Annotated in this window: 27 protein-coding genes; 13 read left to right on the top strand and 14 right to left on the bottom strand. The window is 60.9% G+C overall.

Features of this window, described 5'->3' with window-relative positions:
• Positions 1-101: 101 nt before the first annotated feature.
• A complete protein-coding gene (locus PQT43_RS29840; RefSeq protein WP_267268362.1) occupies positions 102-1037 on the bottom strand; it encodes a hypothetical protein in 936 nt (311 codons plus the stop codon).
• Positions 1038-1240: 203 nt separating this feature from the next.
• Here PQT43_RS29840 and PQT43_RS29835 point away from each other — a divergent pair, with 203 nt between their 5' ends.
• The 4 genes from PQT43_RS29835 (at position 1241) to PQT43_RS29820 (ending at position 3107) form a co-directional block, all read left to right on the top strand.
• Entirely contained in the window at positions 1241-1807 is a 567-nt protein-coding gene (locus PQT43_RS29835; RefSeq protein WP_267268361.1) for a GNAT family N-acetyltransferase, read from the top strand.
• A 57-nt stretch (positions 1808-1864) separates the two neighbouring features.
• On the top strand, positions 1865-2257 hold the full coding sequence (locus PQT43_RS29830) for an MliC family protein (protein ID WP_102882596.1): 393 nt from the start codon (positions 1865-1867) through the stop codon (positions 2255-2257).
• A 226-nt stretch (positions 2258-2483) separates the two neighbouring features.
• Complete coding sequence (locus PQT43_RS29825) at positions 2484-2642, top strand: hypothetical protein (RefSeq protein ID WP_162884058.1); 159 nt, start codon at positions 2484-2486, stop codon at positions 2640-2642.
• A 144-nt stretch (positions 2643-2786) separates the two neighbouring features.
• The gene (locus PQT43_RS29820; protein ID WP_102863244.1) at positions 2787-3107 is read left to right on the top strand and encodes a YbjQ family protein; all 321 of its coding nucleotides are present in this window, start codon (positions 2787-2789) and stop codon (positions 3105-3107) included.
• A 34-nt stretch (positions 3108-3141) separates the two neighbouring features.
• Here the strand turns inward: PQT43_RS29820 and PQT43_RS29815 are convergent, their stop codons facing one another.
• Positions 3142-3534, bottom strand: a complete 393-nt coding sequence (locus PQT43_RS29815; RefSeq protein ID WP_110596598.1) for a VOC family protein — start codon at positions 3532-3534, stop codon at positions 3142-3144.
• Positions 3535-3622: 88 nt separating this feature from the next.
• Complete coding sequence (locus tag PQT43_RS29810) at positions 3623-5263, bottom strand: ABC-F family ATP-binding cassette domain-containing protein (RefSeq protein ID WP_267268360.1); 1641 nt, start codon at positions 5261-5263, stop codon at positions 3623-3625.
• Positions 5264-5667: 404 nt separating this feature from the next.
• Here PQT43_RS29810 and PQT43_RS29805 point away from each other — a divergent pair, with 404 nt between their 5' ends.
• A complete protein-coding gene (locus PQT43_RS29805) occupies positions 5668-6423 on the top strand; it encodes a carbonic anhydrase (RefSeq protein ID WP_267268359.1) in 756 nt (251 codons plus the stop codon).
• 195 nt (positions 6424-6618) lie between these two features.
• On the opposite strand, the gene modC is transcribed toward PQT43_RS29805, so the two are convergent.
• From modC to PQT43_RS29760, 9 genes are all read right to left on the bottom strand, one after another.
• Positions 6619-7701 carry a molybdenum ABC transporter ATP-binding protein gene (gene modC, locus PQT43_RS29800; protein ID WP_267268358.1) on the bottom strand — a complete coding sequence of 361 codons (1083 nt, stop codon included), beginning with the start codon at positions 7699-7701 and terminating at the stop codon, positions 6619-6621.
• Between the two features lie 4 nt (positions 7702-7705).
• Positions 7706-8386 (bottom strand): molybdate ABC transporter permease subunit, encoded by a 681-nt coding sequence (gene modB / locus PQT43_RS29795; RefSeq protein ID WP_213665316.1) that lies wholly within the window; start codon positions 8384-8386, stop codon positions 7706-7708.
• Positions 8387-9154, bottom strand: coding sequence for a molybdate ABC transporter substrate-binding protein (gene modA / locus PQT43_RS29790; RefSeq protein WP_110652653.1), 768 nt, complete (start codon positions 9152-9154; stop codon positions 8387-8389).
• Between the two features lie 211 nt (positions 9155-9365).
• Positions 9366-10430, bottom strand: a complete 1065-nt coding sequence (locus tag PQT43_RS29785) for an NAD(P)H-dependent flavin oxidoreductase (protein WP_267268357.1) — start codon at positions 10428-10430, stop codon at positions 9366-9368.
• Positions 10431-10597: 167 nt separating this feature from the next.
• The gene (ada, locus tag PQT43_RS29780; RefSeq protein WP_110596600.1) at positions 10598-11671 is read right to left on the bottom strand and encodes a bifunctional DNA-binding transcriptional regulator/O6-methylguanine-DNA methyltransferase Ada; all 1074 of its coding nucleotides are present in this window, start codon (positions 11669-11671) and stop codon (positions 10598-10600) included.
• Positions 11672-11702: 31 nt separating this feature from the next.
• Positions 11703-12437, bottom strand: coding sequence for a DNA oxidative demethylase AlkB (alkB, locus tag PQT43_RS29775; RefSeq protein ID WP_267268356.1), 735 nt, complete (start codon positions 12435-12437; stop codon positions 11703-11705).
• The gene (locus PQT43_RS29770; protein WP_102882604.1) at positions 12427-13143 is read right to left on the bottom strand and encodes a 2OG-Fe(II) oxygenase; all 717 of its coding nucleotides are present in this window, start codon (positions 13141-13143) and stop codon (positions 12427-12429) included. Before PQT43_RS29770 ends, alkB begins: the two co-directional genes overlap by 11 nt.
• Before the next feature lie 103 nt (positions 13144-13246).
• Entirely contained in the window at positions 13247-13417 is a 171-nt protein-coding gene (locus PQT43_RS29765) for a hypothetical protein (protein ID WP_162884057.1), read from the bottom strand.
• 32 nt (positions 13418-13449) lie between these two features.
• Positions 13450-13752: a DUF1883 domain-containing protein gene (locus tag PQT43_RS29760; protein WP_011061687.1), complete on the bottom strand. Its 303-nt coding sequence runs from the start codon at positions 13750-13752 to the stop codon at positions 13450-13452.
• 209 nt (positions 13753-13961) lie between these two features.
• Here PQT43_RS29760 and PQT43_RS29755 point away from each other — a divergent pair, with 209 nt between their 5' ends.
• The 4 genes from PQT43_RS29755 to PQT43_RS29740 all read left to right on the top strand — a co-directional run bounded on the left by PQT43_RS29755 (position 13962) and on the right by PQT43_RS29740 (position 16337).
• Positions 13962-14312: a hypothetical protein gene (locus PQT43_RS29755; RefSeq protein ID WP_102863253.1), complete on the top strand. Its 351-nt coding sequence runs from the start codon at positions 13962-13964 to the stop codon at positions 14310-14312.
• 157 nt (positions 14313-14469) lie between these two features.
• A complete protein-coding gene (locus tag PQT43_RS29750; protein ID WP_102882606.1) occupies positions 14470-15120 on the top strand; it encodes a c-type cytochrome in 651 nt (216 codons plus the stop codon).
• A 65-nt stretch (positions 15121-15185) separates the two neighbouring features.
• A complete protein-coding gene (locus PQT43_RS29745) occupies positions 15186-16037 on the top strand; it encodes a c-type cytochrome (protein WP_372342540.1) in 852 nt (283 codons plus the stop codon).
• A 69-nt stretch (positions 16038-16106) separates the two neighbouring features.
• Entirely contained in the window at positions 16107-16337 is a 231-nt protein-coding gene (locus tag PQT43_RS29740; RefSeq protein ID WP_102863256.1) for a hypothetical protein, read from the top strand.
• A 15-nt stretch (positions 16338-16352) separates the two neighbouring features.
• Here the strand turns inward: PQT43_RS29740 and PQT43_RS29735 are convergent, their stop codons facing one another.
• Positions 16353-16634: a hypothetical protein gene (locus PQT43_RS29735; protein ID WP_102882608.1), complete on the bottom strand. Its 282-nt coding sequence runs from the start codon at positions 16632-16634 to the stop codon at positions 16353-16355.
• A gap of 464 nt (positions 16635-17098) precedes the next feature.
• On the opposite strand from PQT43_RS29735, the gene galU reads away from it, so the two are divergent.
• Both galU and gorA read left to right on the top strand, forming a co-directional pair.
• Positions 17099-17938, top strand: a complete 840-nt coding sequence (gene galU / locus PQT43_RS29730; protein ID WP_007935647.1) for a UTP--glucose-1-phosphate uridylyltransferase GalU — start codon at positions 17099-17101, stop codon at positions 17936-17938.
• Positions 17939-18069: 131 nt separating this feature from the next.
• On the top strand, positions 18070-19428 hold the full coding sequence (gene gorA, locus PQT43_RS29725; protein ID WP_253085286.1) for a glutathione-disulfide reductase: 1359 nt from the start codon (positions 18070-18072) through the stop codon (positions 19426-19428).
• On the opposite strand, the gene PQT43_RS29720 is transcribed toward gorA, so the two are convergent.
• On the bottom strand, positions 19429-20436 hold the full coding sequence (locus PQT43_RS29720; RefSeq protein ID WP_170003980.1) for a DNA-binding protein: 1008 nt from the start codon (positions 20434-20436) through the stop codon (positions 19429-19431). It abuts the gene before it with no gap.
• A gap of 180 nt (positions 20437-20616) precedes the next feature.
• Here PQT43_RS29720 and PQT43_RS29715 point away from each other — a divergent pair, with 180 nt between their 5' ends.
• Together PQT43_RS29715 and ahpC are read left to right on the top strand one after the other, a co-directional pair.
• Positions 20617-21555, top strand: coding sequence for a site-specific integrase (locus tag PQT43_RS29715; RefSeq protein WP_102882611.1), 939 nt, complete (start codon positions 20617-20619; stop codon positions 21553-21555).
• A 151-nt stretch (positions 21556-21706) separates the two neighbouring features.
• On the top strand, positions 21707-22270 hold the full coding sequence (gene ahpC, locus PQT43_RS29710; RefSeq protein WP_011061677.1) for an alkyl hydroperoxide reductase subunit C: 564 nt from the start codon (positions 21707-21709) through the stop codon (positions 22268-22270).
• Positions 22271-22348 lie beyond the last annotated feature (78 nt).

Raw genomic sequence — 22348 nt, 5'->3', positions numbered from 1 at the left:
TTCGGTCATGGCGGAGACTGCAAGCTTGCGCCCAGAGTGGAAACTCAATTAATCGACGCTTAAACCTAGCACTGATTGTCGCTTGCTGTTCCTTGGCTGTTTCAGCGTTGTCCCGGATCCGGCTGCACTAGATGCCGCCAGGGAAATACTTGCCGGGCAAAATGCTTTACGTAGCCGCCGCCAGTGGCTTGGATCACCATGAACTGCAATGCAGGGCGCAGGTGTTGCAGGCTCTCGAGCTGTTCCAGGCTCAGGCAGGTGTTGCGCAGGCGCAGCACGCTCAAAGGGTCGCAGGCAGCACTGGCGAATAGTTGTTCATAGTCGGCGAAGGAGGTGACGGACTGTTCTTCGCGCTGATCCGCCCAGTTGTTCTGCAGCGCGCTGGATTCGGTGAAGTCCAGGTTGCTCAGCCGCGGCAGATTGTCCGAGCCGGCCAGGTTGGCAATGAAGTGCTGGGTGTCCCAATGGCCGCCAATGCGCAGGTGGGTAAGGTGCGGCAGATGGACCTGGAAGAAGCTCGAGCCGGGGGCATTGGGCAGGGTCAATTCGCTCAGATGCGGCGCCTTGGCGACAAAGCGGGCGATTTCTCCTGCTTCCTCCATCAGCATGCCGGCTTTCTGGATCAGCGAGGCATTGTGATCCTGGGGCTCGCTGGGGCGAACCGACAGCGACCTGAGAATGGGAAAGTTCACGTCGCTGTCCAACAAGGGCGTGAACTCCCATTCGCGGGTGCCGTTTGCCCCCTGGTCCGGGCCGGAAAAGGCCAGGGAACTGAGGGTGTCGGCCACTGCCTGGTCGGCGAGGCATTCCAGGGTCCAGGCAAAGGGCTCATCCCACAGCTCGCCATGAAACTCCAGATGCAGGCCACCACGTATCGGTGCCAGGGCCAGGTAGTTGTAGTCACTGACCCACAGCGGCCCCGTCAGGTCTTCTGGGTGGTCGTCGCGCTCGGTTGCCTGGTCCCGGGTGAAGTCATGGATGCGTTGCTGTAGGGCCAGCAAACGCTGGTAGCCCGGCGAAGACAGAGGGGTGGACATGGTTGGAATCCGCTGCTGGGTGGGGCCGGGCTGAGCCGCTGGCGAGGGGCGTCGATGATAAGTCCTGGCGCCTGCCTGAGTCTTGGTCTGGCAGAGTGCCTTACACATTTTTTCAACAAATTAGCCATGCCCCCGGTTGCACAGGGAACGCTAGGATTGCCCTTTCATGCACAGGTCTTGTGGGCCTTTCGGAGCGTTACCCCATGCAACAAGGACCATTGCCTCATTCATCCACTGGACTGTTAGTCAGGGAGATCACCTTGGTGGATGTCGAGCGGTTGCAGGCGTTCTTCGTTGAGAATCCGGACTACTTCCACATTGTTCACGGCTGTGCACCGCAGCCGGACGAAGCCCGCGATGAAATCGATGACCGCTTGCCAGAGGGCTGGTCCTTCACTCGCAAGTGGAAGATCGGTTACTTCGACGGGACAGGTGCCCTGGTGGCCATGGTCAGTATCGTCAGCGATCTGCTGGCGCCCGGGGTCTGGCACATGGGTCTGTTCATGGTGGCCAGTTCGCTGCGGGGCCGGGGCATTGCCCGGCAGTTGCATCGCGAGCTTGAAGATTGGGCGGCCGAGCAGGGCGCGCGCTGGCTGCGCCTGAGCGTGGTGTTCGCGAACGTGCGGGCCGAGGGCTTCTGGAGAGCCTGTGGCTATGTTGAGGCTCGTACCCGCGATGGGATCGAGCTAGGCCAGTTACTGCACCGGGTGCGCATCATGGCCGCTGTCCTGGAACGGTTCGCAGCGCAGGGTGAAGCCTCTCGGGCATGAACTAAAATCGCTGTCACCAGTCCCATGGGGCATCTTTGACCAATCGGGGGAAATACCGTGAAAACTCGTCTCGCAACGCTCTGCGCCGCAGCTCTGGCTTCGGCCCTGCCGATTTTGACCGAGGCTGCCCAGGCGCAGGCGCCCGCCCCTGAGCCGACCTATCAGAGCCAAGTGGCGCGCTATCAGTGCGAGGGTAATGTCCGCATCGATGCGGCCTATCTGAATATCGACAATGGCACCTCGTTTGCCACGCTCTACTACAAGGACCAATTGATTCCTATGCACATTGCTCGCTCGGCTTCCGGCGCGCTGTATGTGGCAGACGACGAACAGAACAGCTTTCGCTGGCACACCAAGGGCAAGCTGGGCGTGTTGTCGTTCCTGGAGGCAGATCACACCGCCAAGGAGCAGCAACTGCTCAAGGACTGCCAGGAGATCGATCCGCAGTAACAGCTCCCTCGCAGAGGGGCTTGAGGCAAAAAAAGCCCGCGCGAGCGCGCGGGCGAACTGTAGTTGCTTGAATGAGCGAAGCAACTATACACAGACGGAGTTAGCGTCTGGGTGAAAGAAGTTTCATCTTGCTCAGGGTGTGTTTTGTCGGCAAAAACGAGCCGTTGCCGGATCTGTTCTAACCTGAAATGGCGAGTTAAAAATCCCTTCAGGAAGAGAGGTGGGCATGGCAACACAACAGCAACGCCCTTATGAGCAGGAGCGCAGTGACGAGGCGGCGCAGTACCAGGTCGAACACAAGGAGCCGCCACCGCAAACCTGGAAACACCCGGACGATGGCAAGAGCCTGTCGGAACTGGACGAAGAACGTCCCTTGAAGCCCTGATCCCAAGCCCCGCTCCAGAGCGGGGCTGTTGTGTGTGGCGACGCCATTGTTGCCCATGACCGACCCTCTCCGTCGCTCTGATACCATCGCCAGCCTTAATGTCCCGGGAACTCGGGACGGAATGTCTGTTCAAGGGAGAAATACATGATTGTCACCACCACCGCCCATATCGAAGGTCGGGAAATTGCCGCGTATCTGGACATCGTCAGTGCTGAATCCGTCCAGGGTATCAACGTGGTCCGCGATCTCTTTGCCGGCATGCGCGACTTCTTTGGTGGTCGCTCTCAGACCTTGGAGCGCGCCTTGAAGGAGGCGCGGATCCAGGCCACCAGTGAAATCAAGGAGCGGGCCCGTCAGTTCAACGCCGACGCAGTGGTCGGCGTGGATTTCGAGATCAGCATGCCTTCAGGGCGTGGCGGCATGGTGGTGGTGTTTGCCACCGGGACCGCCGTCAAGCTCAAGTAACGTTCTGCCCGACTTCCTCCCGCACTCCTTGTACTCAAGCACCCACTGGGGTGCAGAGTTCCACCAGGGTGCCATCCGGACAACGCACGTAGGACACCGTCTGCCCCCAGGGTTTGCTGCTGGGGGCCGCAAGTTCCTGGGCGCCCTGTTCCAGGGCTCGGGCATGGGCCGCATGGACGTCGTCGGTCACCAGTCCCAGTTCCATGCCCAGGGGGTGCGGCGAGGAATGGGCGGCGACGTGGCTGGCCTTGAAGTTCAGTTCTGCCAGGTCGTGATCGGCGAAGGCCAGGGTGGTGCTACCGGTTTCCAGTTCGCCATAGGTGCCGGACTCATGGAGAAACCGCCGCTTGAAGCCGAAGGCCTGCTCAAAGAAGGCCAGGGAATCTTCGACCTTGGGCACATAGATGATGGTGTAGCCGAACTGCATGGCGTGACGCTCCTTGTCTATGGATAAGAGGACGTGAACCTAGCATGGGCACGCGCCTGTCCGCGGTTTTTTGCGGTAAGGCACTGTGTTATTGGCGACGCTCCAGTAACTCCCAGCCCCGTGGGGACCATTGCAGCTCATGGGTCGGTGCCAGGGCCTGGAGGAAGTCCTGATCGTGGGACGCCACTACCAGTGCCCCGGGGTAGTCCCGCAGGGCTTGTTCAAAGGCCTGTACCGATTCCAGGTCCAGGTGATTGGTTGGCTCGTCGAGCAGCAGCAAGCGCGCCGGGCTGCCCCCCCACAATGCCAGCGCCAACGCCGCTTTCAGTCGCTCTCCGCCGCTCAACAGGGCGCAGGGTTGCTGCACCCGCCGAGCATCCAGTTGCAGGCGTGCCAGGCAGGTGCGCAAGGCACTTTCCTCCAGTGGTGTAGCGGCCTTGGCCAGTTGCTCCAGCAATGAGGTGCCGGGGGCCAGTTGCAGCAGGTGCTGGTCCAGGTAGGCGCTGTTCACCGTCACCCGGCAGTCGCCGCTCAGGGGTTGCAATTGACCGGCGAGCATCTTCAGCAATGTGGATTTACCACAACCGTTGGGGCCGACCAGGGCAATGCGCGCCGGTCCGCTGACGTTGCAGGTGAGACAGGACGCCGGCGACCGGCGGTCCAGCCAGGGCAATTGCGCCTGCTGCAGGTTGAGCACTGGCTGGCCTGCCTGCAGGGTGGTATCGGGCAGGGTCAGCAGGGTCGGTTGTTGCGCGGCAACCCGGGCATAGGCACTGCGTACTTGCTCATCAAGGGCGCTCTTGTGCCCCTGATGGCTGTGACGCACCTGACCCATGATGTCCCGGGCGGCGCCCAGTATCTTGGCTCGCTCGAAGCTGGAGATGTTGGCGGTCTTGGCGTATTTACGCGATGTAGCGGCGTGGCGCTGGATGGTGTCGTGCTCGCGTTGCAGACGCTTGTGTTCACGGCTGCGCTGGGTGCGGGCGTGTTCCAGTGCCGCCTGGGCGGCATCGTCATGGGCCTGACGCTGAGCCTGGTACAGCGCGTAGTTGCCGCCGTAGACCTGGGCTCCCTGGGGACTGAGCTCAACGATGCGTTGTACCTGCATCAGCAGCTGGCGGTCATGGCTGACCAGGATCAAGCCGCCGCGCCAGTGGCGCAGTTGCTCCATCAGCCAGCGGCGTCCGGCACGGTCCAGGTGGTTGCTGGGCTCGTCGAGCAACAGCAGCTCGGCGTCGCTGAGCAGAGCACCGACCAGCACCACTCGGGCCAGTTGCCCGCCGCTCAGGCTCGCTGCCGGATGATCCGGTTCCAGGTGTTGCAAGCCGGCCTCATCCAGAGCCTGGCGCAGGCGCTCGGCCAGGTCCCAGCGGTCATCCACCCGCAGCAGGTCCTCCGGGTCGGCGTTACCGGCTGCCAGGCGCTGCAGGGCCCGCAGGGTTTCAGCGACGCCTGCGACCTGGGCCACCGTCTGCTGCGGAGCAGGCAGCGGGTCCTGGGGGACATAGGCGAGGCTGGCGGCGCAATTGAGGCTGCCGGAAGAGGGCTGCAGTTCTCCGGCGATCAGGCGCAGCAACAGGGATTTACCCATGCCATTACGCCCGACTATGGCCGTGGGCAGGCGATCGAAGCTGAGGGTCAGGGCATCGAGCAAGGTTTCGCCATTGGCGAATTGATAGGTCAGCTGGTTCAGTGAGACCAGCGCAGGCAGCCGGGTGACGTGAGTCATCAGCACCTCCGGAAAATGTGTTAGCAGGCCAATGAGCACTTGCAGGGCTCATTGCGAAGACATTTTGGGAAGGCTTAGTTGTTCACGTCGGCAATCGTCCAGGGACGGGAAAGAAGGTGCGTAGCCTAACCGCGGAATTATCTGGCTGACAAGCCCGCTGATTCGCCGACGGGAACTTTCATATGGATTGCGCCGTTTGCTCCAGGTCCCGCAGAAGGCTCCTCAGCCCTGGAGTGAGACTGGGAATTATCAATGTGAAAGTTTTTTTATTCTTTGTTGTTATTGTTTTGATTGCAGTTTTTTGATCTTTGGGTTGTTCGGGTTTTGTTGGGTTGACTAAGTTTGAAGTGCGAACTTTAATTCAGATGGTGGATCTCCGGAATTTATTGTTCGAGGTAACTGACATGCAAAACAACGTTACTAATAATTGTGAAGAATGCTCATCCAGTAGTAGACGTACGGTGTTGAAAACAGCGCTGGGTTTGACTGCTGTCAGTATTGTCGCAGGGGCGGGGCTGGGTATATCAAGTTTTTCCTATGCCGCGTCCTTGAGCAAGGAAGAGCGCGATAACATGACGCCGGATCAAGTCATTGCCGGTATGAAGGAGGGCAACCTGCGCTTTCGCAACGGAAAAATGGATCAACACGACTATCTGGCACAGAAAAGAGCCAGTGCGAGTGGGCAGTTTCCGGCGGCGGTGATCCTCAGTTGCATTGATTCACGGGCGCCGGCGGAGATCATTCTGGATGCCGGGATTGGCGATACCTTCAATGCCCGTATCGCCGGGAATGTCGCCAACAGTGACCTGATCGGCAGTCTGGAGTTCGCCTGTGCGGCCGCCGGGGCCAAAGTTATTCTGGTGATGGGGCATACCGCATGTGGCGCCATCAAAGGTGCTATCGACAATGTCGAATTGGGTAACCTGACCGGGCTGCTGAACAAGATCAAACCGGCCATCGGTGCAACTAAGTACGCTGGAGAACGCAGCAGTAAGAACGATGAGTTTGTGGATGCAGTGGCCAAGACCAACGTGCAGAACACCATCAATGAAATTCGCCAGGAAAGTTCCATACTGAGCCAGTTGGAAAAAGAAGGGAAAATAAAAATAGTCGGTGCCATGTATCACTTGAACGGCGGAGTGGTTGAATTTACTACCTGAACTATTTCCCTCTAAAACAGTGCTGTCATTTGTCGTAGTTGCTCGATGGATCGAGATTCCCGGGCAACTACGATGAAGTAATCGAACTCGTTCTAGTGTCATGACCTCTTTTTTATACCCAGGCGCGTTTCAACGTGAAGTTCAGGCGATCGCTGCCGGTTCGGCGCGCATGCCAGAGGGCTGGCTTGCCCGGTGTCACGCCAGTACTGCCACCGCCTTGATCTGCGCCCAGAGTTGTTGGCCGGGGTGCAGGTCGAGTTGATCCCGGGAGTAGCGGGTGATGCGGGCCAGCAGCGGGGTGCCGGCCGCGTCCAGGCGTACCAGGACGTGGGCGGCGTTATCTGCGGGAATCTCGTCGCTGACGGTCACCGGCAGGCGATTGAGAATGCTGCTGTGTTCGCTGGCCTGCAGGCTCAGGCTGACGTCCCGGGCCTGGACCTTGAAACGCAGGGACTTGCCCAGCGCCAGAGGCTGGTGGGCCACGCGCACCTGTAATTGACTGTCGGGCAGTTGCAAGGTCAGCAGTTGGTAGGTCGCGTCATAGTCGCTGACCCGGCCTTCCACTACGACCCCGGCGTCATCCCCCAGAGCCAGGGGCAGATCCAGTCGTGCCAGGGTTTGCCCGATGGGACCGCTGGCCAGGGCGCGGCCGTCGCTGAGCAGGACGATATGGTCGGCCAGCCGCGCCACTTCATCCTGGGAGTGGCTGACGTACAGCACCGGGATATCCAGCTCGTCGTGCAGCCGTTCCAGATAGGGCAGGATTTCACCTTTGCGTTTCGAGTCCAGGGCCGCCAGGGGTTCGTCCATCAGCAGCAGCCGTGGGCTGGTGAGCAGGGCTCGAGCGATGCCGATGCGCTGGCGTTCGCCGCCCGAGAGGTTCTGCGGGTGGCGCTGGAGCAGGTGGCCGATGCCCAGCAACTCGGTGGCCTGGGCCATGTCCACCCGGCGCTGCTGCCGGGGGATGCGGCGCAGGCCGAACTCCAGGTTGGCCTGGACCGACAGGTGGGGAAACAGGCTGGCCTCCTGGAATACATAACCCAAGGAGCGCTTGTGGGGCGGGACGAACAGCTTGCGCTGGCTGTCCTGCCAGATTTCATCGTTGACCTGGATCCGCCCGCGTCCGGCCTTTTCCAGGCCGGCAATGCAGCGCAGGCAAGTGGTCTTGCCCGAGCCCGAATGGCCATAGAGCGCGGTGACGCCGCGCCCCGGCAGTTGCAGGTCGAGGTCCAGGGCAAAGTCGTGGTAGTCCAGGTTCAGCTTGACGTGAATGCTCATCGACTCAGCTCCAGCCAGCACGTGTCTTGCGGCTGGAGTACAGCGCCAGCAGCACCAGGAACGAGAACACCAGCATGGCTCCGGCCAGCCAGTGGGCCTGGGCGTATTCCATGGCCTCGACGTGATCGTAGATCTGCACCGAGACCACCCGGGTCTTGTCAGGGATGTTGCCGCCGATCATCAGCACCACGCCGAACTCGCCGACGGTGTGGGCAAAGCCGAGAATCGAGGCGGTGATGAAGCCCGGCCGCGCCAGGGGCACGATCACCGAGAAAAAAGTGTCCCAGGGATTGGCGCGCAGGGTGGCGGCCACTTCCAGAGGGCGGCTGCCAATGGCAGAAAAGGCGTTTTGCAGCGGTTGCACCACAAAGGGCATGGAATAGATCACCGAGCCCAGCACCAGGCCGCTGAAACTGAAGGTCAGGGTGCCCAGCCCCAGGGACTGGGTGAACTGGCCGAAGAAGCCGTTGGGCCCGAGGGCCAGCAGCAGATAGAAACCTATCACCGTAGGTGGCAATACCAGGGGCAGTGCCACCACGGCGCCGATCGGCCCGCGCAACCAGGAGCGGGTGCGCGACAGCCACAACGCAATCGGAGTACCGATGACCAGCAGGATGAGGGTCGTCAGGGACGCCAGTTTAAGGGTCAGCCAGATGGCGGAAAAATCGGCACTCGAAAGGCTCATTTACAGTTGATAACCGTAGGATTTGATGACGGCGGCGGCTTTGGGCCCCTTGAGGTAGTCAACCAGCGCCTTGGCGGCCGGGTTGTCCTTGCCCTTGTTGAGGATCACCGCATCCTGCTTGATTGGATCATGCATCTGGGCCGGGACTATCCAGGCTGAGCCGCTGGTGACTTTGCCGTTTTTATAGATCTGCGACAAGGCGACAAAACCCAGTTCGGCGTTGCCGGTGGAGACGAACTGATAGGCCTGGGTGATGTTCTGGCCCTCGACGATCTTGGCCTTGACCTTGTCGGTCAGGCCCAGCTTGGCCAGCACCTGGGTCGCGGCCAGGCCGTAAGGTGCCGCCTTGGGGTTGGCAATGGACAGGTGCTGGTACTGATTGTCCTTGAGTACCTGGCCTTGGCTATCGACGTAGCCGTCCTTGGCCGACCACAGGGCCAGGGTGCCGATGGCGTAGGTGAAGCGCGAGCCCTTGACGATGTCGCCCTCGCTTTCGAGTTTCTGCGGGGTGCTGTCGTCGGCAGAGAGGAAGACCTCGAAAGGCGCGCCGTTCTTGATCTGGGCGTAGAACTGCCCGGTGGCACCGTAGGCGGCCACCAGCTTGTGGCCCGTGTCTTTTTCGAAGTCGGCGGCGATGGCCTGGATCGGTGCGGTGAAGTTGGCAGCGACCGCCACCTGGACTTCAGCGGCCTGGGCCGAGCCGAAGGCGAAGAGGGCGAGCAGGCTAGCGAGGCAAGTCGGGGCAAAACCTGAAGCACGAAGGTTCATCGAACAGCTCCATTGGAGAGAAGGGCGCGTTGGGCAGCGAATGCTCGGAGGGAATCTGCACCCGGGGCAGCGAGTGTCGCTGTATAGCGAAATATATAGCGAATTCTCGATCAGCGGAACTGTGCCGCAGGCCTCGCTGGCAAAGGGCTGCAACCGGCACATTAACCGGTGCGGCAACCAGCACCGCGACCGTGGTCGCGGCGCCGGCCGGTCAGCGCCGCTTGAGTTGCGCCAGGGCCTGTTCGGCCAGACGCAGGGTCAGCTCGTAGGCCGGCAGCTCCACGCCCAGGCGCAGGGCCTGGCCGGACCAGAGATTGGCGAAGTCGGCATCGTCCTTGGCCTTCAGCGGCAGCAAGGCTCCGCCAGCGCGGGGAAACGCTGGCGCCAGGGAACTGATGGGGCCGATTTCGCGCATCACCCGGTTGACGATGCCTCTAGCGGGGCGGCCGGTGAACAGGTTGGTCAGTGCGGTCTGGCTTTCCTTGGCGGTACGCAGGGCCCGGTGATGGGCGGCGCTGATGTTGGCTTCTGGAGTGAACAGGTAGGCAGTGCCCAGCTGGACCGCCGAGGCGCCCAGAGCCAGGGCCGCGACAATGCCCCGGGCGTCGCCGATGCCACCGGCGGCGATTACCGGTACCTTCAGTGCATCGACGATCTGCGGCACCAAGGCCATGGTGCCCACCTGGGTGTTGAGGTCGTCGCTGAGGAAGATTGCCCGGTGGCCACCGGCTTCGTAGCCCATGGCAATCACCGCGTCGCAGCCACGCGCTTCGAGCCATAGGGCTTCGTCCACGGTGCTGGCCGAAGAGAGCACCCTGGCCCCGGTGGCCTTGACCCGGGCCAGCAGCGCCGGCTCCGGCAATCCGAAGTGAAAACTCACCACCTCGGGCCGCAGCTCTTCCACCAACTGGCAACCCGCTTCGTCGAAGGGCGCCCGATTGCTGACCGGCGTCGGTGCATCGAAGTCGGCGCCCAGTTCGCGGTAGTAGGGTTGCAGGGCGTTCTTCCAGCGGCTCTCCTGTTCGCTGTCCACGGCCTGTACCTGATGGCAGAAGAAGTTCAGGTTCAGCGGCTGCCGAGTGGCCGAGCGAATGACCTGCACTTCCTGGCGGATCTGTTCCGGGGTGAGCATGGCGCATGGCAACGAGCCCAGACCGCCGGCCCGGGCCACGGCAATCACCATGGCTGAGTCGTTGGCGCCCGCCATGGGGGCTTGAATGATGGGCAGGTCGATGCCCAGCAGATCGAGGAGGCGACTATCGGTCCATTGGCTCATGTGCATGATTCTCCGGCGGCAGGATTGGACGAGGCAGCCGGTGGTTTTTAGCAGGAGAGGGGCGTCCTCGGCCAGCTGACTTTTCCCTGGGGCGCTCAAGATCGGGCATTTGCCACGGACTTTGAGGTCTATACCAGCGCCGATTCGCTGGCGATCTACATCGGGATTCAGGCCTCGGACAGCGTTTCGCGTTCCAGCAACTGACGCTTGCGCTCCACGCCCCAGCGGTAGCCGGAAAGATTGCCGTCGCTACGCACCACCCGGTGGCAGGGGATCGCCACCGCCAGGGTGTTGGCCGCGCAGGCCTGGGCCACTGCGCGCATGGCCTTGGGGGCACCGATGCGCTGGGCGATCTCGGCGTAGCTGGCGGTGCTGCCGACGGGAATGCTTTGCAGGGCCTGCCACACTCGTTCCTGGAAGGCGGTGCCGCGCAGGTCCAGGGGCAGGTCCAGGCCGATGGCCGGGGCCTCGACAAAGCCCACGACCTGGGCGACCAGGCGTTCGAAATCTGCGTCGGCACCGATCAGGTTGGCGCGGGGAAACTTGTCCTGCAGTTCCTCCACCAACGGGGTGGGGTCGTCCCCGAGGAGGATGGCGCAGACGCCCCGGTGACTCTGGGCCACCAGGATCGCGCCCAGGGAGCACTGGCCCACGGCGAAGCGGATATCGGTGTTGGGCCCGCCGGCGCGGTAGTCACTGGGTTTCATGCCCAGCAACTGATCTGCAGCTTCATAGAAACGGCTGTTGGAGTTGAAGCCGGCGTCGTACAGGGCGGTGGTCACCGTGTGCCCGCTTTGCAGGTGGCTGCGGACTTTGCGCGAGCGTTGCGCATTGGCGTAGCCCCGCGGTGTAAGTCCGGTGGCGGCCTTGAATACCCGGTGAAAGTGGTAGCTGCTGACGCCCGCATGCTGCGCCAGTTGCTCCAGGCTGGGGGCCGACTCGGCGGCCTCGATCTGCCGACAAGCCGCGGCCACCAGAGCCGCATGGTGCGCGGCCACCTGGGTCTGGTCGCTGGCCTGACGCTTGCTCGGACGATAACCCGCCGCCTCGGCCTCTTGGGCGCTGTCGAAGAACTCGACGTTTTCCGCCTTTGGCAGGCGCGACAGGCTGCTGGGGCGGCAGTACACCCCGGTGGTCCGGACGGCATAGACGAACGTCGCATCGGCGCGGGCGTCGCGTTTGAGCACGGCTTGCCAGCGTGGGTCCTGTTCAATCTGTTGTTTGCGTGTCAGGGCATTCATGGTCGGTGCTCGGCGCGGAGTGGCGGCCAGATTAACGGCCCGGTGCCTGATCGGCACTCCGGGGCTTGCGGTTGAACTCTGCCTCGGAACCGGCACGGCGAAAGGTCAGGTTGATCCGTTGCTGGCCGAGCAGGGGATGGCTGCCGTCCTTGAGGGGCAGCACCCCGTGATAGCGCAGGCGATCGACGCCGCCCCAGACCACCACATCGCCGTGCAGCAATGGCACCCGCTGGCTTTTGTCTTTGCGCTGCTGGCCGCCGAAAAGGAACATTGCCGGCAGACCCAGGGACAAGGAGACGATGGGGGCGCTGAAGTCGCGTTCGTTCTTGTCCTGGTGCAGGGACATCTTCGCGCCGGGCCGGTAGCAGTTGATCAGGCACGAGTCGGGGTTGAAGCCTTTGAAACCGGCGGTTTCGGCTGCCGTCTGTGCCAATTGGTGGAACACCTCGGGCATTGCCGGCCAGGGACGCAGGCTTTGCGGATCAATGGGGCTGTAGCGATAGCCGTTGCTGTCGCTGGTCCAGCCCAACTGACCGCAACTGCTCAAGCCGACGGACATGGTAAAGCCGCCGGGTGTGATCATGTGGCGAAACGGCGCCGCGGCCAGCACTTCCTCAAGTTGTGGCAGTAGCCCTTCGATCCACGGCAGGGCGAAGCCGCGCAGGACGCGTGACTGGGGGCCAAGCACCTCGATGCGTGCTGGCTGTTGCAGATCGCTTTCATCGAAAAGCCCGAGGCTGCCGGGCGGCTCATGGCTACAAGGCATCGTGAAAAATCACTCCAAGGGTGTGGCGCTGGCCGCTGTGCACGCGACTGACACCATGGCGCAGGGTGACTCGATAGTACCCGCGGGAACCTTTTACCGGCCGATGATGCACGGCGAATATCACCCCATCACCTTGCTTCAGACCAATGACCTGTGGCCGTGACTGCATACGCGGACGCTGCTCGGTGAGTACCAGTTCGCCGCCGGTGAACTCCGTTCCAGGCTGGGACAGGAGGAAGGCCGCTTGCAAGGGAAATACGTGCTCGCCATACAGATCCTGATGCAGGCAGTTGTAGTCCTCGGGGCCGTACTGCAGCAACAGCGCAGTGGGGCGCTGCTGTCCCGCGCTCTGGCAACGCTGGATGAATGCCGAATGTTCTGCCGGGTAGCGGATGTCGATATTCAGGCTCTGGTTCCAACGATTGGCCTGGTCCACCAGATACGGATACAGCTGCTGGCGCAACTCGGCAACCGGCTCCGGCAAGGGGTAACGGAAGTACTGGTACTGGCCACGGCCGAATCCATGGCGGGCCATTATCACTTTCGAGCGAAACAGCGCAGGGTGTTTGTACAGGTCCCTGAGGGACTGGCATTGGCCGGCAGTCAGCAGGCCTTCGAGGCGGGCGCAGCCGTCCTCGTCGAGGGCCTGCTCAATACGGGCCCAGTCCAGTTGTTGCAGGCGATCCTGGAGCGAGGAAACAGGCATGGCGGGAGTGTCCTGGGTGCAAGAGATTTCCTCCAGTCTGGGGCTCAGGCACCCCATGCACACTCCGCTGCTTGCGCTTGAATCGGTCTTGGGCAAAGACGGTCTACAAGGCCTTGCTGACACTGACGTCGCTGATGACGTCGTCGGACTGGCCATGCAGGGCTTCCAGGGCGGCCCGGGCCTCTTCCTGGGTACCGTTTTCAAGCTGGGCAAATTCGAAGCGGCGCTCACCATTGAGCTTGTATTTGATGACGTATTTGGTGGTCTGAGGCACGGGGTTACCTGTTGTCGCGAGGAGGTTGGGGCTTAGCGCAGTTTCGAGCTGGAGCGACGAATGATGCGGATCGAGTGAGTCAGGTTCGGCTTGCGGGTCACGCTGATGGGGCGCCGGTTGACGGTGTCGATGGTGATGTTCCAGAAGCCGGTGCTGGGGGCGGTGATCTTGGCGGGGAACTTGTCGAAGGCTCCGCCGTGATAGGTGTGACGACCGCCATTCTTGAAGCTGCGGAAGTTGGCGTCGCTCATCAGGCGAATGTTGCAGACCTGGGAGCATTCGATGACGACGATATCGTCTTCGTTCAGGTGCTCGCGCTGGTGGATGAATTTCATGGGCGCCTCCAGAAGGGCTATATCTACAAAAACAAAACGTTGGCGTGGGCGATGGCGCAGTTTATCAGGCCCAAAGGGTTATTATTCGGCCCCGGCCTCGGGCTTTGACAATTTAAAACAGTTATTTGGATTTTTATCGGCGATAAAGCCGTGCCTCTGGAGAAAAGCAGCGCCTGTGCTGTCGGATGGATTTTTATTGGAGATTTTATATGAAGCGCTGGGTGTGGGTTCTGGCCATGGCCATCAGCGGTTGTGCCTCCGTCTCGGATATCAACCAGACGCCGCCGACCCTGAGTGTCATCTCTGGCAAGAAGCCCCAGGAGTACGCCAATTGCCTGTCCGGGAAGCTTTCCGGCAGCCGTGGCGCACTGCAGGTTGAGCCGCGCAAGGAAGGTTACCGGGTGATCGTCCCGCAGAGCCTGTCGGCGGCTCCGGCGGCGGTGTTCTACATCGATGAGCGTTCCGGCGGCAGCAGCATCAAGCTGCACGAGCAAATGTCCAACAACCCCCTGCGGCCACAGGATGTGCGCAAGGCGGGGGAGGCCTGCATCTCCGGCTGACCCCAAGCCCAGGGCCGCGCCAGGGCCCGAAACGGCTCTCGTGAGCAGCATCAGATACCCGCACCAATTTCGCATTGTCGCTATGGATCGATTGCCCTACTATTTGTGTGCTTATGCCCGCTGGGTCTAAGCATATAACTAGAATAATGGAGTCCATATGATCCCACTGGATCGAATGCTATTGAGTGGCCTGATGCTACTGATTGCACAATCTGCCCACGCCGTGGATGGGCAGAAAGTCTTCACCCAAGGCGGCACCCAGCCAGGGGCAACAGCTTGTCTGGCCTGTCATGGAGCGGACGCGATGGGCCTGGCCCCCGCCGGGTTCCCGCGTCTTGCCGGCTTGCCGGCGGGCTATCTGGCCAAGCAGTTGCATGACTTTCGCAGCGGTGCACGCAGCAGTCCGGTCATGCAGCCTCTGGCCAAGGCGTTGAGCGAAGACGAAATCACCGCGGTGACCGGTACCCTCGCGGCCATGCCCGGGCCGAAAACCCAAGCGATCGGCCGTAGCCAGGCCGCCAGCGGTGTCGGTGAACGCCTGGCCTTGCGGGGCGCCTGGGAGCGGCAGGTTCCCGAATGCGTCAGTTGTCACGGGCCTGGCGGTGTCGGTGTCGGTGTGGCTTTTCCGCCCCTGGCCGGGCAACCGGCCGGCTACCTGGTGGCGCAACTCAATGCCTGGCGCGATGGCAGTCGGCACAACGACCCTAATGACCTGATGGGGCATGTCGCCAAGTCCTTGAGTGCCGAAGAAGTCACCGCAGTGGCGGACTACTTTGCCAGCTTGCAACCTCAGGAGGCGCGGCCATGAAACTATTGATTGCCGGGCCGTTGATGGCATTGCTTGCCGTTCAAGTTCAGGCCGCCTCCATTGCCATGGAGGATCAGTCGCAGATACCTGCGCCAAGTGCTTCCGCTCATACCCAGTACTTCCAGCCGCCGGCCGAGAGCGAGTTACCGGACAATGCCTACGGCAAGCTGGTGCGCGAAGGTCATGCCTTGTTTGTCGACACCAAGCGCCTGGCGCCGCAGTACGTGGGCAACGGGCTCAACTGCAGCAACTGTCACCTTGACCAGGGCCGCCTGGCCAACTCCGCGCCGCTTTGGGGCGCCTATCCGATGTATCCCGCCTACCGCAAGAAGAACGACAAGGTGAACACCTTTGCCGAACGCTTGCAGGGCTGCTTCCAGTTCAGCATGAATGGTGGCAAGCCGCCGGCGGCGGACAGTCCGGAGATTACTGCGCTGTCGGTCTATGCGTACTGGCTGGCGAGCAAGGCGCCCCTGGGCGTGGAGCTGCCTGGAAGGGGGTATCCGGATGTGGCCCAGCCTGCCAAGGGCTATGACCTGAAGCAGGGCGCGGCGGTGTATCAGGCGCAATGCGCGGTCTGCCATGGTGAGCAAGGTCAGGGCCAGAAGGCTGGTGCGGACTATGTGATGCCGCCGCTCTGGGGCAAGGATTCCTACAACTGGGGCGCGGGGATGCATCGGATCAATACGGCGGCATCCTTTATCAAGCACAACATGCCCTTGGGCAAGGGCGGCAGCCTGAGCGACCAGCAGGCCTGGGATGTGGCGGCCTTCGTCAACAGCCACGAGCGGCCCCAGGACCCGCGTCTGGTGGAGGGCTCCATCGAGAAGACCCGAATCAAGTTTCACGCCAATGACGGGGTAAATTTGTACGGTCAGACAGTAGAGGGCGTGCTGATAGGCCAGGGCATCCGATAAACTATCCCCTATCGTCAACGATGCCGCCCGGGTTCAAGCCTTGGCGGCATCGTCTTTTTGGGAGAAAGCATGAAGCGGGAACACGTCAGGGAAAAGCATGCAGAGGGCTTGATCTCTGCCACTCATGTGATTCAGAACCCGGCCAACTCCGGGGAATGGATTGTGTTTTTCAAGAAGAGTGCCGGACGCAGCTACTTTCTGGTGGATGAGAGCGACGAGGTGGAATCCTTTTCCCGTCTTGACGATCTGATCGAAACCATTCGCGGCCTGGGCATCAAGTTTGCCGAGATTCACATGTAGTGGGGTGTTTGCCCGCTACTTGCAGACGACTACCACGCTGCGGCTTTTGTAGTTGCCAACGTCGACTCCCAGGGTCTTGTCGCTTTCCTTGGGGGCGGGTGTGCCTTCGGTGCTGACGATCTGATAGCCCGTGCCGGCGCAGGACGCTTCGGCTTTTTCATAGCAGCTGGCCCAGGAGCCGGCTTCCCCGGAGCAGTCGATGCTCAGGCCTTGTTCGCCATTGGTCAGATAGGTGTTGGAAGCCGTGGCGCATCCGGTCAGAGCCAGTACAGCGGTGACTGCGAGAAGTCTGTTCATGGGGGGATTTCGTCGTCTGGGATGGGGATGTATTGAGAGGCGGGTATCGATGTGGCGATGCTATAGCTAATGGCCATTTCGGTACAGCGCATCACCTTAGTCCGCAGGCATTGCCGAAAAGTGCCGCATCTGGATATGGCAGCTCTTGTGTCGGGAATCCAAGGGTTATTTCGCCGTCGTCGACGGTGCCATCAGTGTCGCGTGGACAATGCAATTGTCTGTGCCTTTGCGGGCTCGCATGGGAAGCATCTCGATCTGGCTGATCAAGGCTCCAGGCGGCGGTTTACAAGCCCTGTGAGGTGATGAAGGTTTACGCCGTGCGCTATCTGGAGGATGCTGCGGAACTATCTGGCGCTTTATTTCTCTATGATGGCAGCGGTTAGCCAGCGCGGGGCATTGTAAGGTGCACGCGGCCTGATTAGACTGCGCCGAAACTCGTACGCACAGCCTTTTTAAGGACTCATATGATCAAGAAATGCTTGTTCCCAGCAGCCGGTTACGGTACTCGCTTCCTGCCAGCGACTAAAGCCATGCCTAAAGAAATGCTGCCGGTGGTGAACAAGCCACTGATCCAGTACGGCGTTGAAGAAGCGCTGGATGCTGGACTGACTGAAATCTCCATCGTGACCGGCCGTGGCAAACGCGCCCTCGAAGACCACTTCGACATCAGTTACGAGTTGGAAAACCAGATCAAGGGCACCGATAAGGAAAAGTACCTGGTTGGTATCCGCAAACTGCTGGATGAGTGCTCGTTCTCCTACACTCGCCAGACCGAAATGAAAGGCCTGGGCCACGCGATTCTGACCGGTCGCCCGCTGATCGGTGATGAACCCTTCGCCGTGGTACTGGCGGACGACCTGTGCGTCAACCTTGAAGGCGACGGCGTACTGACCCAGATGGTCAAGCTGTACAAGCAGTTCCGCTGCTCGATCGTGGCCATCCAGGAAGTCGACCCGCAGGAAACCAACAAGTACGGCGTGATCGCCGGCGAGATGATTCGCGACGACATCTATCGCGTTCACAGCATGGTCGAGAAGCCAAAGCCGGAAGACGCTCCGTCGAACCTGGCGATCATCGGTCGTTACATCCTGACGCCGGACATCTTCGATCTGATCGAGCAGACCGAGCCGGGCAAGGGGGGTGAAATCCAGATCACCGACGCCCTGATGAAGCAGGCGCAGAACGGTTGTGTAATGGCCTACAAGTTCAAGGGCACGCGTTTTGACTGCGGTGGCGCCGAGGGTTACATCGACGCGACCAACTTCTGCTTCGAGAACTTCTACAAGACCGGCAAGGCGTACTGATACTCGCCTCGCGGGGTTGTCGGAAAAAGCCACCTTCGGGTGGCTTTTTCATTGCCCGCCCTTATGTAAAGCCACGGCGCTGACCCGATCGCCATCTGCGGTTATGCTGTCAGTCTGCCTGGGAGAGTGAAATGGCCTACGATTTTGATCTTTATGTAATTGGTGCCGGTTCCGGCGGTGTACGTTGCGCACGCTTTGCTGCGGGTTTCGGGGCTAAAGTCGCGGTGGCCGAGAGCCGCTATCTGGGTGGTACCTGTGTCAACGTCGGCTGCGTGCCCAAAAAACTCCTGGTGTACGGAGCTCACTTCGCCGAAGACTTCGAGCAGGCCTCGGGTTTTGGCTGGTCACTGGGCGAGGCGAACTTTGATTGGGCGACCCTGATCGCCAATAAGGATCGCGAAATCAATCGCCTTAATGGCATCTACCGTAATCTGCTGGTCAACAGTGGCGTGACCCTGCACGAAGGCCATGCCAAGTTGATCGATCCTCATCAGGTGGAGGTCAATGGGCAGCGCTACAGTGCCAGGCACATCCTGATTGCCACAGGCGGCTGGCCGCAGATTCCGGATATTCCCGGCCGCGAGCATGCCATCAGTTCCAATGAGGCGTTTTTCCTCAAAGCTTTGCCAAAGCGTGTCCTGGTGGTGGGCGGTGGTTACATTGCGGTGGAGTTTGCCGGGATCTTCCACGGCCTGGGTGCCGATACCCAGTTGCTGTATCGCGGTGATCTGTTCCTGCGTGGCTTTGATGGCGCGGTGCGCAAGCACTTGCAGGAAGAACTGACCAAGCGCGGCCTGGGGCTGCAATTCAATGCGGATATCGAACGCATCGACAAGCAGGCCGATGGCAGTCTGGAGGTCACCCTCAAGGACGGTCGCAAGCTAGCAACAGATTGCGTGTTCTACGCCACTGGGCGTCGGCCGATGCTCGACAACCTGGGGCTGGAGAATACCGGTGTCAAACTCGATAAGCGCGGCTTTATCGAGGTCGACGACCAGTACCAGAGCAGCGAGCCGTCGATCCTGGCCATTGGCGATGTAATTGGTCGCGTGCAACTGACACCTGTGGCCCTGGCCGAAGGCATGGCTGTGGCTCGGCGTCTGTTCAAGCCGGAACAGTATCGCCCGGTGGATTATCGGATGATTCCGACGGCGGTCTTCAGCTTGCCGAATATCGGCACTGTTGGCTTGACCGAAGAGCAGGCGCGCGAGGCGGGGCACAAAGTGCAGATCTTCGAAAGCCGTTTCCGGCCGATGAAGCTGACTCTGACCGACTGCCAGGAGCGCACCCTGATGAAGCTGGTGGTGGATGCCGAGAGCGACAAGGTGCTGGGGTGCCACATGGTTGGACCTGACGCCGGGGAAATCGTCCAGGGCCTGGCGATTGCCCTGAAGGCGGGAGCCACCAAGCGCGACTTCGACGAAACCATCGGCGTGCATCCGACGGCTGCCGAAGAGTTCGTTACCCTGCGTACCCCTGTCGCGGACTGATCACGCGTCTGCAGGCGTGTCTGGCTGCGCCTTGGTTGCCGCAGCCAGGCGCAGCGCCTCAAGGCCGGCCTCGGCCTTGGCGGCGCGCAACTCCATCTCCTTGCTTAATCGAGCCTGTTTGTCGGCTCTTTCCTTGAGTGCCTGAATCTCCTCCGAGGCTACGCGCAAGCGTTCCTGGAGCAGGGTGACGGCGCTGTCCTGACGCGCCAGCTGCTCGCTGAGCAGTGCCTGCGATACGGTGCTCTTGCTCGCGGCGTCCTGGGCCAGCTTAAGCTCCTTGTGGGTGACTCGCTGCTCGCTGAGCAGACGTTCATTGTCACGATGCAGTTGGGTGATTTCGTCCTGGCGTACCAGTGCGCTCTGCTGAGCCTGGCGCAGCTCCATTTGCACCTGTTGGATCTGGCCTTCGTGGCGACGCTGTTCCTGTTCGCGTTGTTCCTTGCTGGCGGCGCGATAGTGCTCCAGGGCGTCCCGGGCATGCAGGTGCTTTTCTTCCAGGGAGCGGATCTGTTGCTCCTTGTCTTCCAGGCGCAGATGGCAATCCTTCAAGGCCTGATTGAGTTCGGCGTTGCGGGTCTGTTCGCTCTGCAGCATGGAGCGGGTGTCTTGCAGGGCGGCACTTTCCCCGGCCAGGGCGCTGGCCTGGATCTGTAGCTGCTGTTGCAGTTGCTCTTGGGTCTGCCGCGCTTGCTCCAATTGCTGCTCGAAGGCCTGCTTCTGTTGTTCGGAGTGGGCGAGGGCCTGTTCCAGAGGTTCCTGGGCCTGCTCCTGCAGGCGTTGAGCCAGTCGCCCCACCAGTTCGCTCAACTCTTCATCCAGTGGCATCGGGCCCGCATCTCGGCGGCTGGTGCCGTCATCCAGCTCCTTCAAGTAGCGGTGGATGGTGGTTTTCGAGCCGGTATTGCCCATTTCTATGCGTACTGCATCGATGCTGGGGTGTTCGCCGCGGGCAAGAATCGCCTGACGCGCTTTCTTCACCACCGCTTTGTTTATGCCTCCGCGAGCCATGGCTCCTCCAACGATTTGATACTGTGATACATGGTATGTAATTAGTGGTAATTGTACAGATGGATGAAGCTACTAGATAGAGAAAATATGACCTGGGATATTGTAGTATTACCCAGTGTCACGGGGCATGCGGCGCTTCTTTGTCTTTTATGGCCGTACATCTGCCGGGGTTGAATTGTCATGAGTGAACTGGATCGTTACCTGCAAGCCGCTACCCGCGATAACACCCGTCGCAGTTATCGGGCAGCGATCGAGCATTTCGAGGTGCAGTGGGGCGGGTTCCTGCCGACGACGGCGGAGAGCGTGGCCCGTTATCTCGCGGCCTACGCCGGGGAGTTGTCGATCAACACCCTGAAGTTGCGCCTTTCTGCCCTGGCTCAATGGCACAACAGCCAGGGCTTTGCCGATCCGACCAAGGCGCCCGTGGTACGCCAAGTGTTCAAGGGCATTCGTGCATTGCATCCAGTGCGTGAGAAACAAGCCGAGCCCTTGCAGTTACGACACCTGGAGCAGGTGATTGGCTGGCTTGACGAGGAGGGCGCAGCCGCTGCCGCCGAAGGTCGTCAGGCCGACCTGTTGCGAGCACGTCGCGACCGGGCGCTGATCCTGCTGGGGTTCTGGCGGGGTTTTCGCAGTGACGAACTGTGTCGCTTGCAGATCGAGCATGTGCAGGCTGTGGCCGGTTCCGGCATCAGCCTCTATCTGCCGCGCAGCAAGGGTGATCGCGACAACCTGGGGCGTACTTTTCACACGCCGGCGCTGCAGCGCTTATGCCCGGTGCAGGCCTATGTCGACTGGATCAACAGCGCCGCACTGGTGCGCGGTCCGGTGTTTCGCAGCATCGACCGCTGGGGTCACCTGAGCGAACAGGGGTTGCACGCCAATAGCGTGATTCCATTGCTGCGCCAGGCCCTGGAGCGCGCCGGCATTGATGCCGAGCATTACACCAGCCATTCGTTGCGCCGTGGTTTTGCCACCTGGGCCCATCGCAGCGGGTGGGACCTCAAGTCCCTGATGAGCTATGTGGGCTGGAAGGACCTGAAGTCCGCCATGCGCTACGTGGAGGCCAGCCCGTTCATGGGCATGGCGCTGATTGACCCGCAGCCGGTCCGTCGGTAGTCAAAGGTTTCTTCTATTAATACTGTCGGCTGATAGTCAAAGCCAATCGATAGCATCAGGTTTGCCAATGAGCCAAGCGGCAAGTCATTGGTTAGGATTCTCCCCATCAAGTTTTCACCCAATGTTTTCAACCACTGATGGAGAGTCAACGATGCCTATCATCAACAGCCAAGTTAAACCGTTCAAAGCTACCGCATTCAAAAACGGCGCATTCGTCGAAGTGTCGGACGCTGATCTGAAAGGCAAATGGTCTGTCGTGTTCTTCTACCCGGCTGACTTCACCTTCGTTTGCCCAACCGAGCTGGAAGACCTGGCCGACAACTACGCCGAATTCCAGAAGCTGGGCGTTGAGATCTACAGCGTTTCCACCGACACCCACTTTGCTCACGCTGCCTGGCACAACACTTCGCCAGCCATCGGCAAGATCCAGTACACCATGATCGGCGACCCGACCCTGGCCATCTCCCGCAACTTCGACGTGCTGATCGAAGAAGCCGGTCTGGCTGACCGCGGCACCTTCGTGATCAACCCGGAAGGCCAGATCAAGATCGTTGAAATCAACGATGGCGGCGTAGGCCGTGACGCTTCCGAGTTGCTGCGCAAGATCAAGGCCGCTCAGTACGTTGCCGCTCACCCAGGCGAAGTCTGCCCAGCCAAGTGGAAAGAAGGCGAGGCCACTCTGGCTCCGTCCCTGGACCTGGTTGGCAAGATCTAAGTCCATGCATTACCCAAGGGCGGTGATCCGCACTTAAGTCAGCTGCACCGCCCCCAAAACGCCCGGGCGAGATTCGCT

It is taken from the genome of Pseudomonas sp. BLCC-B112 (assembly GCF_028550695.1).
Taxonomy (GTDB): Bacteria; Pseudomonadota; Gammaproteobacteria; order Pseudomonadales; family Pseudomonadaceae; genus Aquipseudomonas; species Aquipseudomonas danubii.
Note: the sequence above shows the minus strand (reverse complement) of the source record. Positions and strands in the feature narration are given on the sequence as shown.

Bases quoted from the DNA above. Each gene is read 5' to 3' on its own strand.
- PQT43_RS29715 (WP_102882611.1), top strand. From the start codon at position 20,617: ATGAGTGAACTGGATCGTTACCTGCAAGCCGCTACCCGCGATAACACC.
- PQT43_RS29745 (WP_372342540.1), top strand. From the start codon at position 15,186: ATGGAGGATCAGTCGCAGATACCTGCGCCAAGTGCTTCCGCTCATACC.
- modA (WP_110652653.1), bottom strand. From the start codon at position 9,154: ATGAACCTTCGTGCTTCAGGTTTTGCCCCGACTTGCCTCGCTAGCCTG.
- PQT43_RS29785 (WP_267268357.1), bottom strand. From the start codon at position 10,430: ATGAGCCAATGGACCGATAGTCGCCTCCTCGATCTGCTGGGCATCGAC.
- alkB (WP_267268356.1), bottom strand. From the start codon at position 12,437: ATGCCTTGTAGCCATGAGCCGCCCGGCAGCCTCGGGCTTTTCGATGAA.
- PQT43_RS29720 (WP_170003980.1), bottom strand. From the start codon at position 20,436: ATGGCTCGCGGAGGCATAAACAAAGCGGTGGTGAAGAAAGCGCGTCAG.
- PQT43_RS29820 (WP_102863244.1), top strand. From the start codon at position 2,787: ATGATTGTCACCACCACCGCCCATATCGAAGGTCGGGAAATTGCCGCG.
- modC (WP_267268358.1), bottom strand. From the start codon at position 7,701: ATGAGCATTCACGTCAAGCTGAACCTGGACTACCACGACTTTGCCCTG.
- gorA (WP_253085286.1), top strand. From the start codon at position 18,070: ATGGCCTACGATTTTGATCTTTATGTAATTGGTGCCGGTTCCGGCGGT.
- PQT43_RS29770 (WP_102882604.1), bottom strand. From the start codon at position 13,143: ATGCCTGTTTCCTCGCTCCAGGATCGCCTGCAACAACTGGACTGGGCC.
- PQT43_RS29750 (WP_102882606.1), top strand. From the start codon at position 14,470: ATGATCCCACTGGATCGAATGCTATTGAGTGGCCTGATGCTACTGATT.
- ahpC (WP_011061677.1), top strand. From the start codon at position 21,707: ATGCCTATCATCAACAGCCAAGTTAAACCGTTCAAAGCTACCGCATTC.
- PQT43_RS29805 (WP_267268359.1), top strand. From the start codon at position 5,668: ATGCAAAACAACGTTACTAATAATTGTGAAGAATGCTCATCCAGTAGT.
- modB (WP_213665316.1), bottom strand. From the start codon at position 8,386: ATGAGCCTTTCGAGTGCCGATTTTTCCGCCATCTGGCTGACCCTTAAA.
- PQT43_RS29755 (WP_102863253.1), top strand. From the start codon at position 13,962: ATGAAGCGCTGGGTGTGGGTTCTGGCCATGGCCATCAGCGGTTGTGCC.
- PQT43_RS29825 (WP_162884058.1), top strand. From the start codon at position 2,484: ATGGCAACACAACAGCAACGCCCTTATGAGCAGGAGCGCAGTGACGAG.
- galU (WP_007935647.1), top strand. From the start codon at position 17,099: ATGATCAAGAAATGCTTGTTCCCAGCAGCCGGTTACGGTACTCGCTTC.
- PQT43_RS29840 (WP_267268362.1), bottom strand. From the start codon at position 1,037: ATGTCCACCCCTCTGTCTTCGCCGGGCTACCAGCGTTTGCTGGCCCTA.
- PQT43_RS29835 (WP_267268361.1), top strand. From the start codon at position 1,241: ATGCAACAAGGACCATTGCCTCATTCATCCACTGGACTGTTAGTCAGG.
- ada (WP_110596600.1), bottom strand. From the start codon at position 11,671: ATGAATGCCCTGACACGCAAACAACAGATTGAACAGGACCCACGCTGG.
- PQT43_RS29760 (WP_011061687.1), bottom strand. From the start codon at position 13,752: ATGAAATTCATCCACCAGCGCGAGCACCTGAACGAAGACGATATCGTC.
- PQT43_RS29735 (WP_102882608.1), bottom strand. From the start codon at position 16,634: ATGAACAGACTTCTCGCAGTCACCGCTGTACTGGCTCTGACCGGATGC.
- PQT43_RS29815 (WP_110596598.1), bottom strand. From the start codon at position 3,534: ATGCAGTTCGGCTACACCATCATCTATGTGCCCAAGGTCGAAGATTCC.
- PQT43_RS29810 (WP_267268360.1), bottom strand. From the start codon at position 5,263: ATGACTCACGTCACCCGGCTGCCTGCGCTGGTCTCACTGAACCAGCTG.
- PQT43_RS29740 (WP_102863256.1), top strand. From the start codon at position 16,107: ATGAAGCGGGAACACGTCAGGGAAAAGCATGCAGAGGGCTTGATCTCT.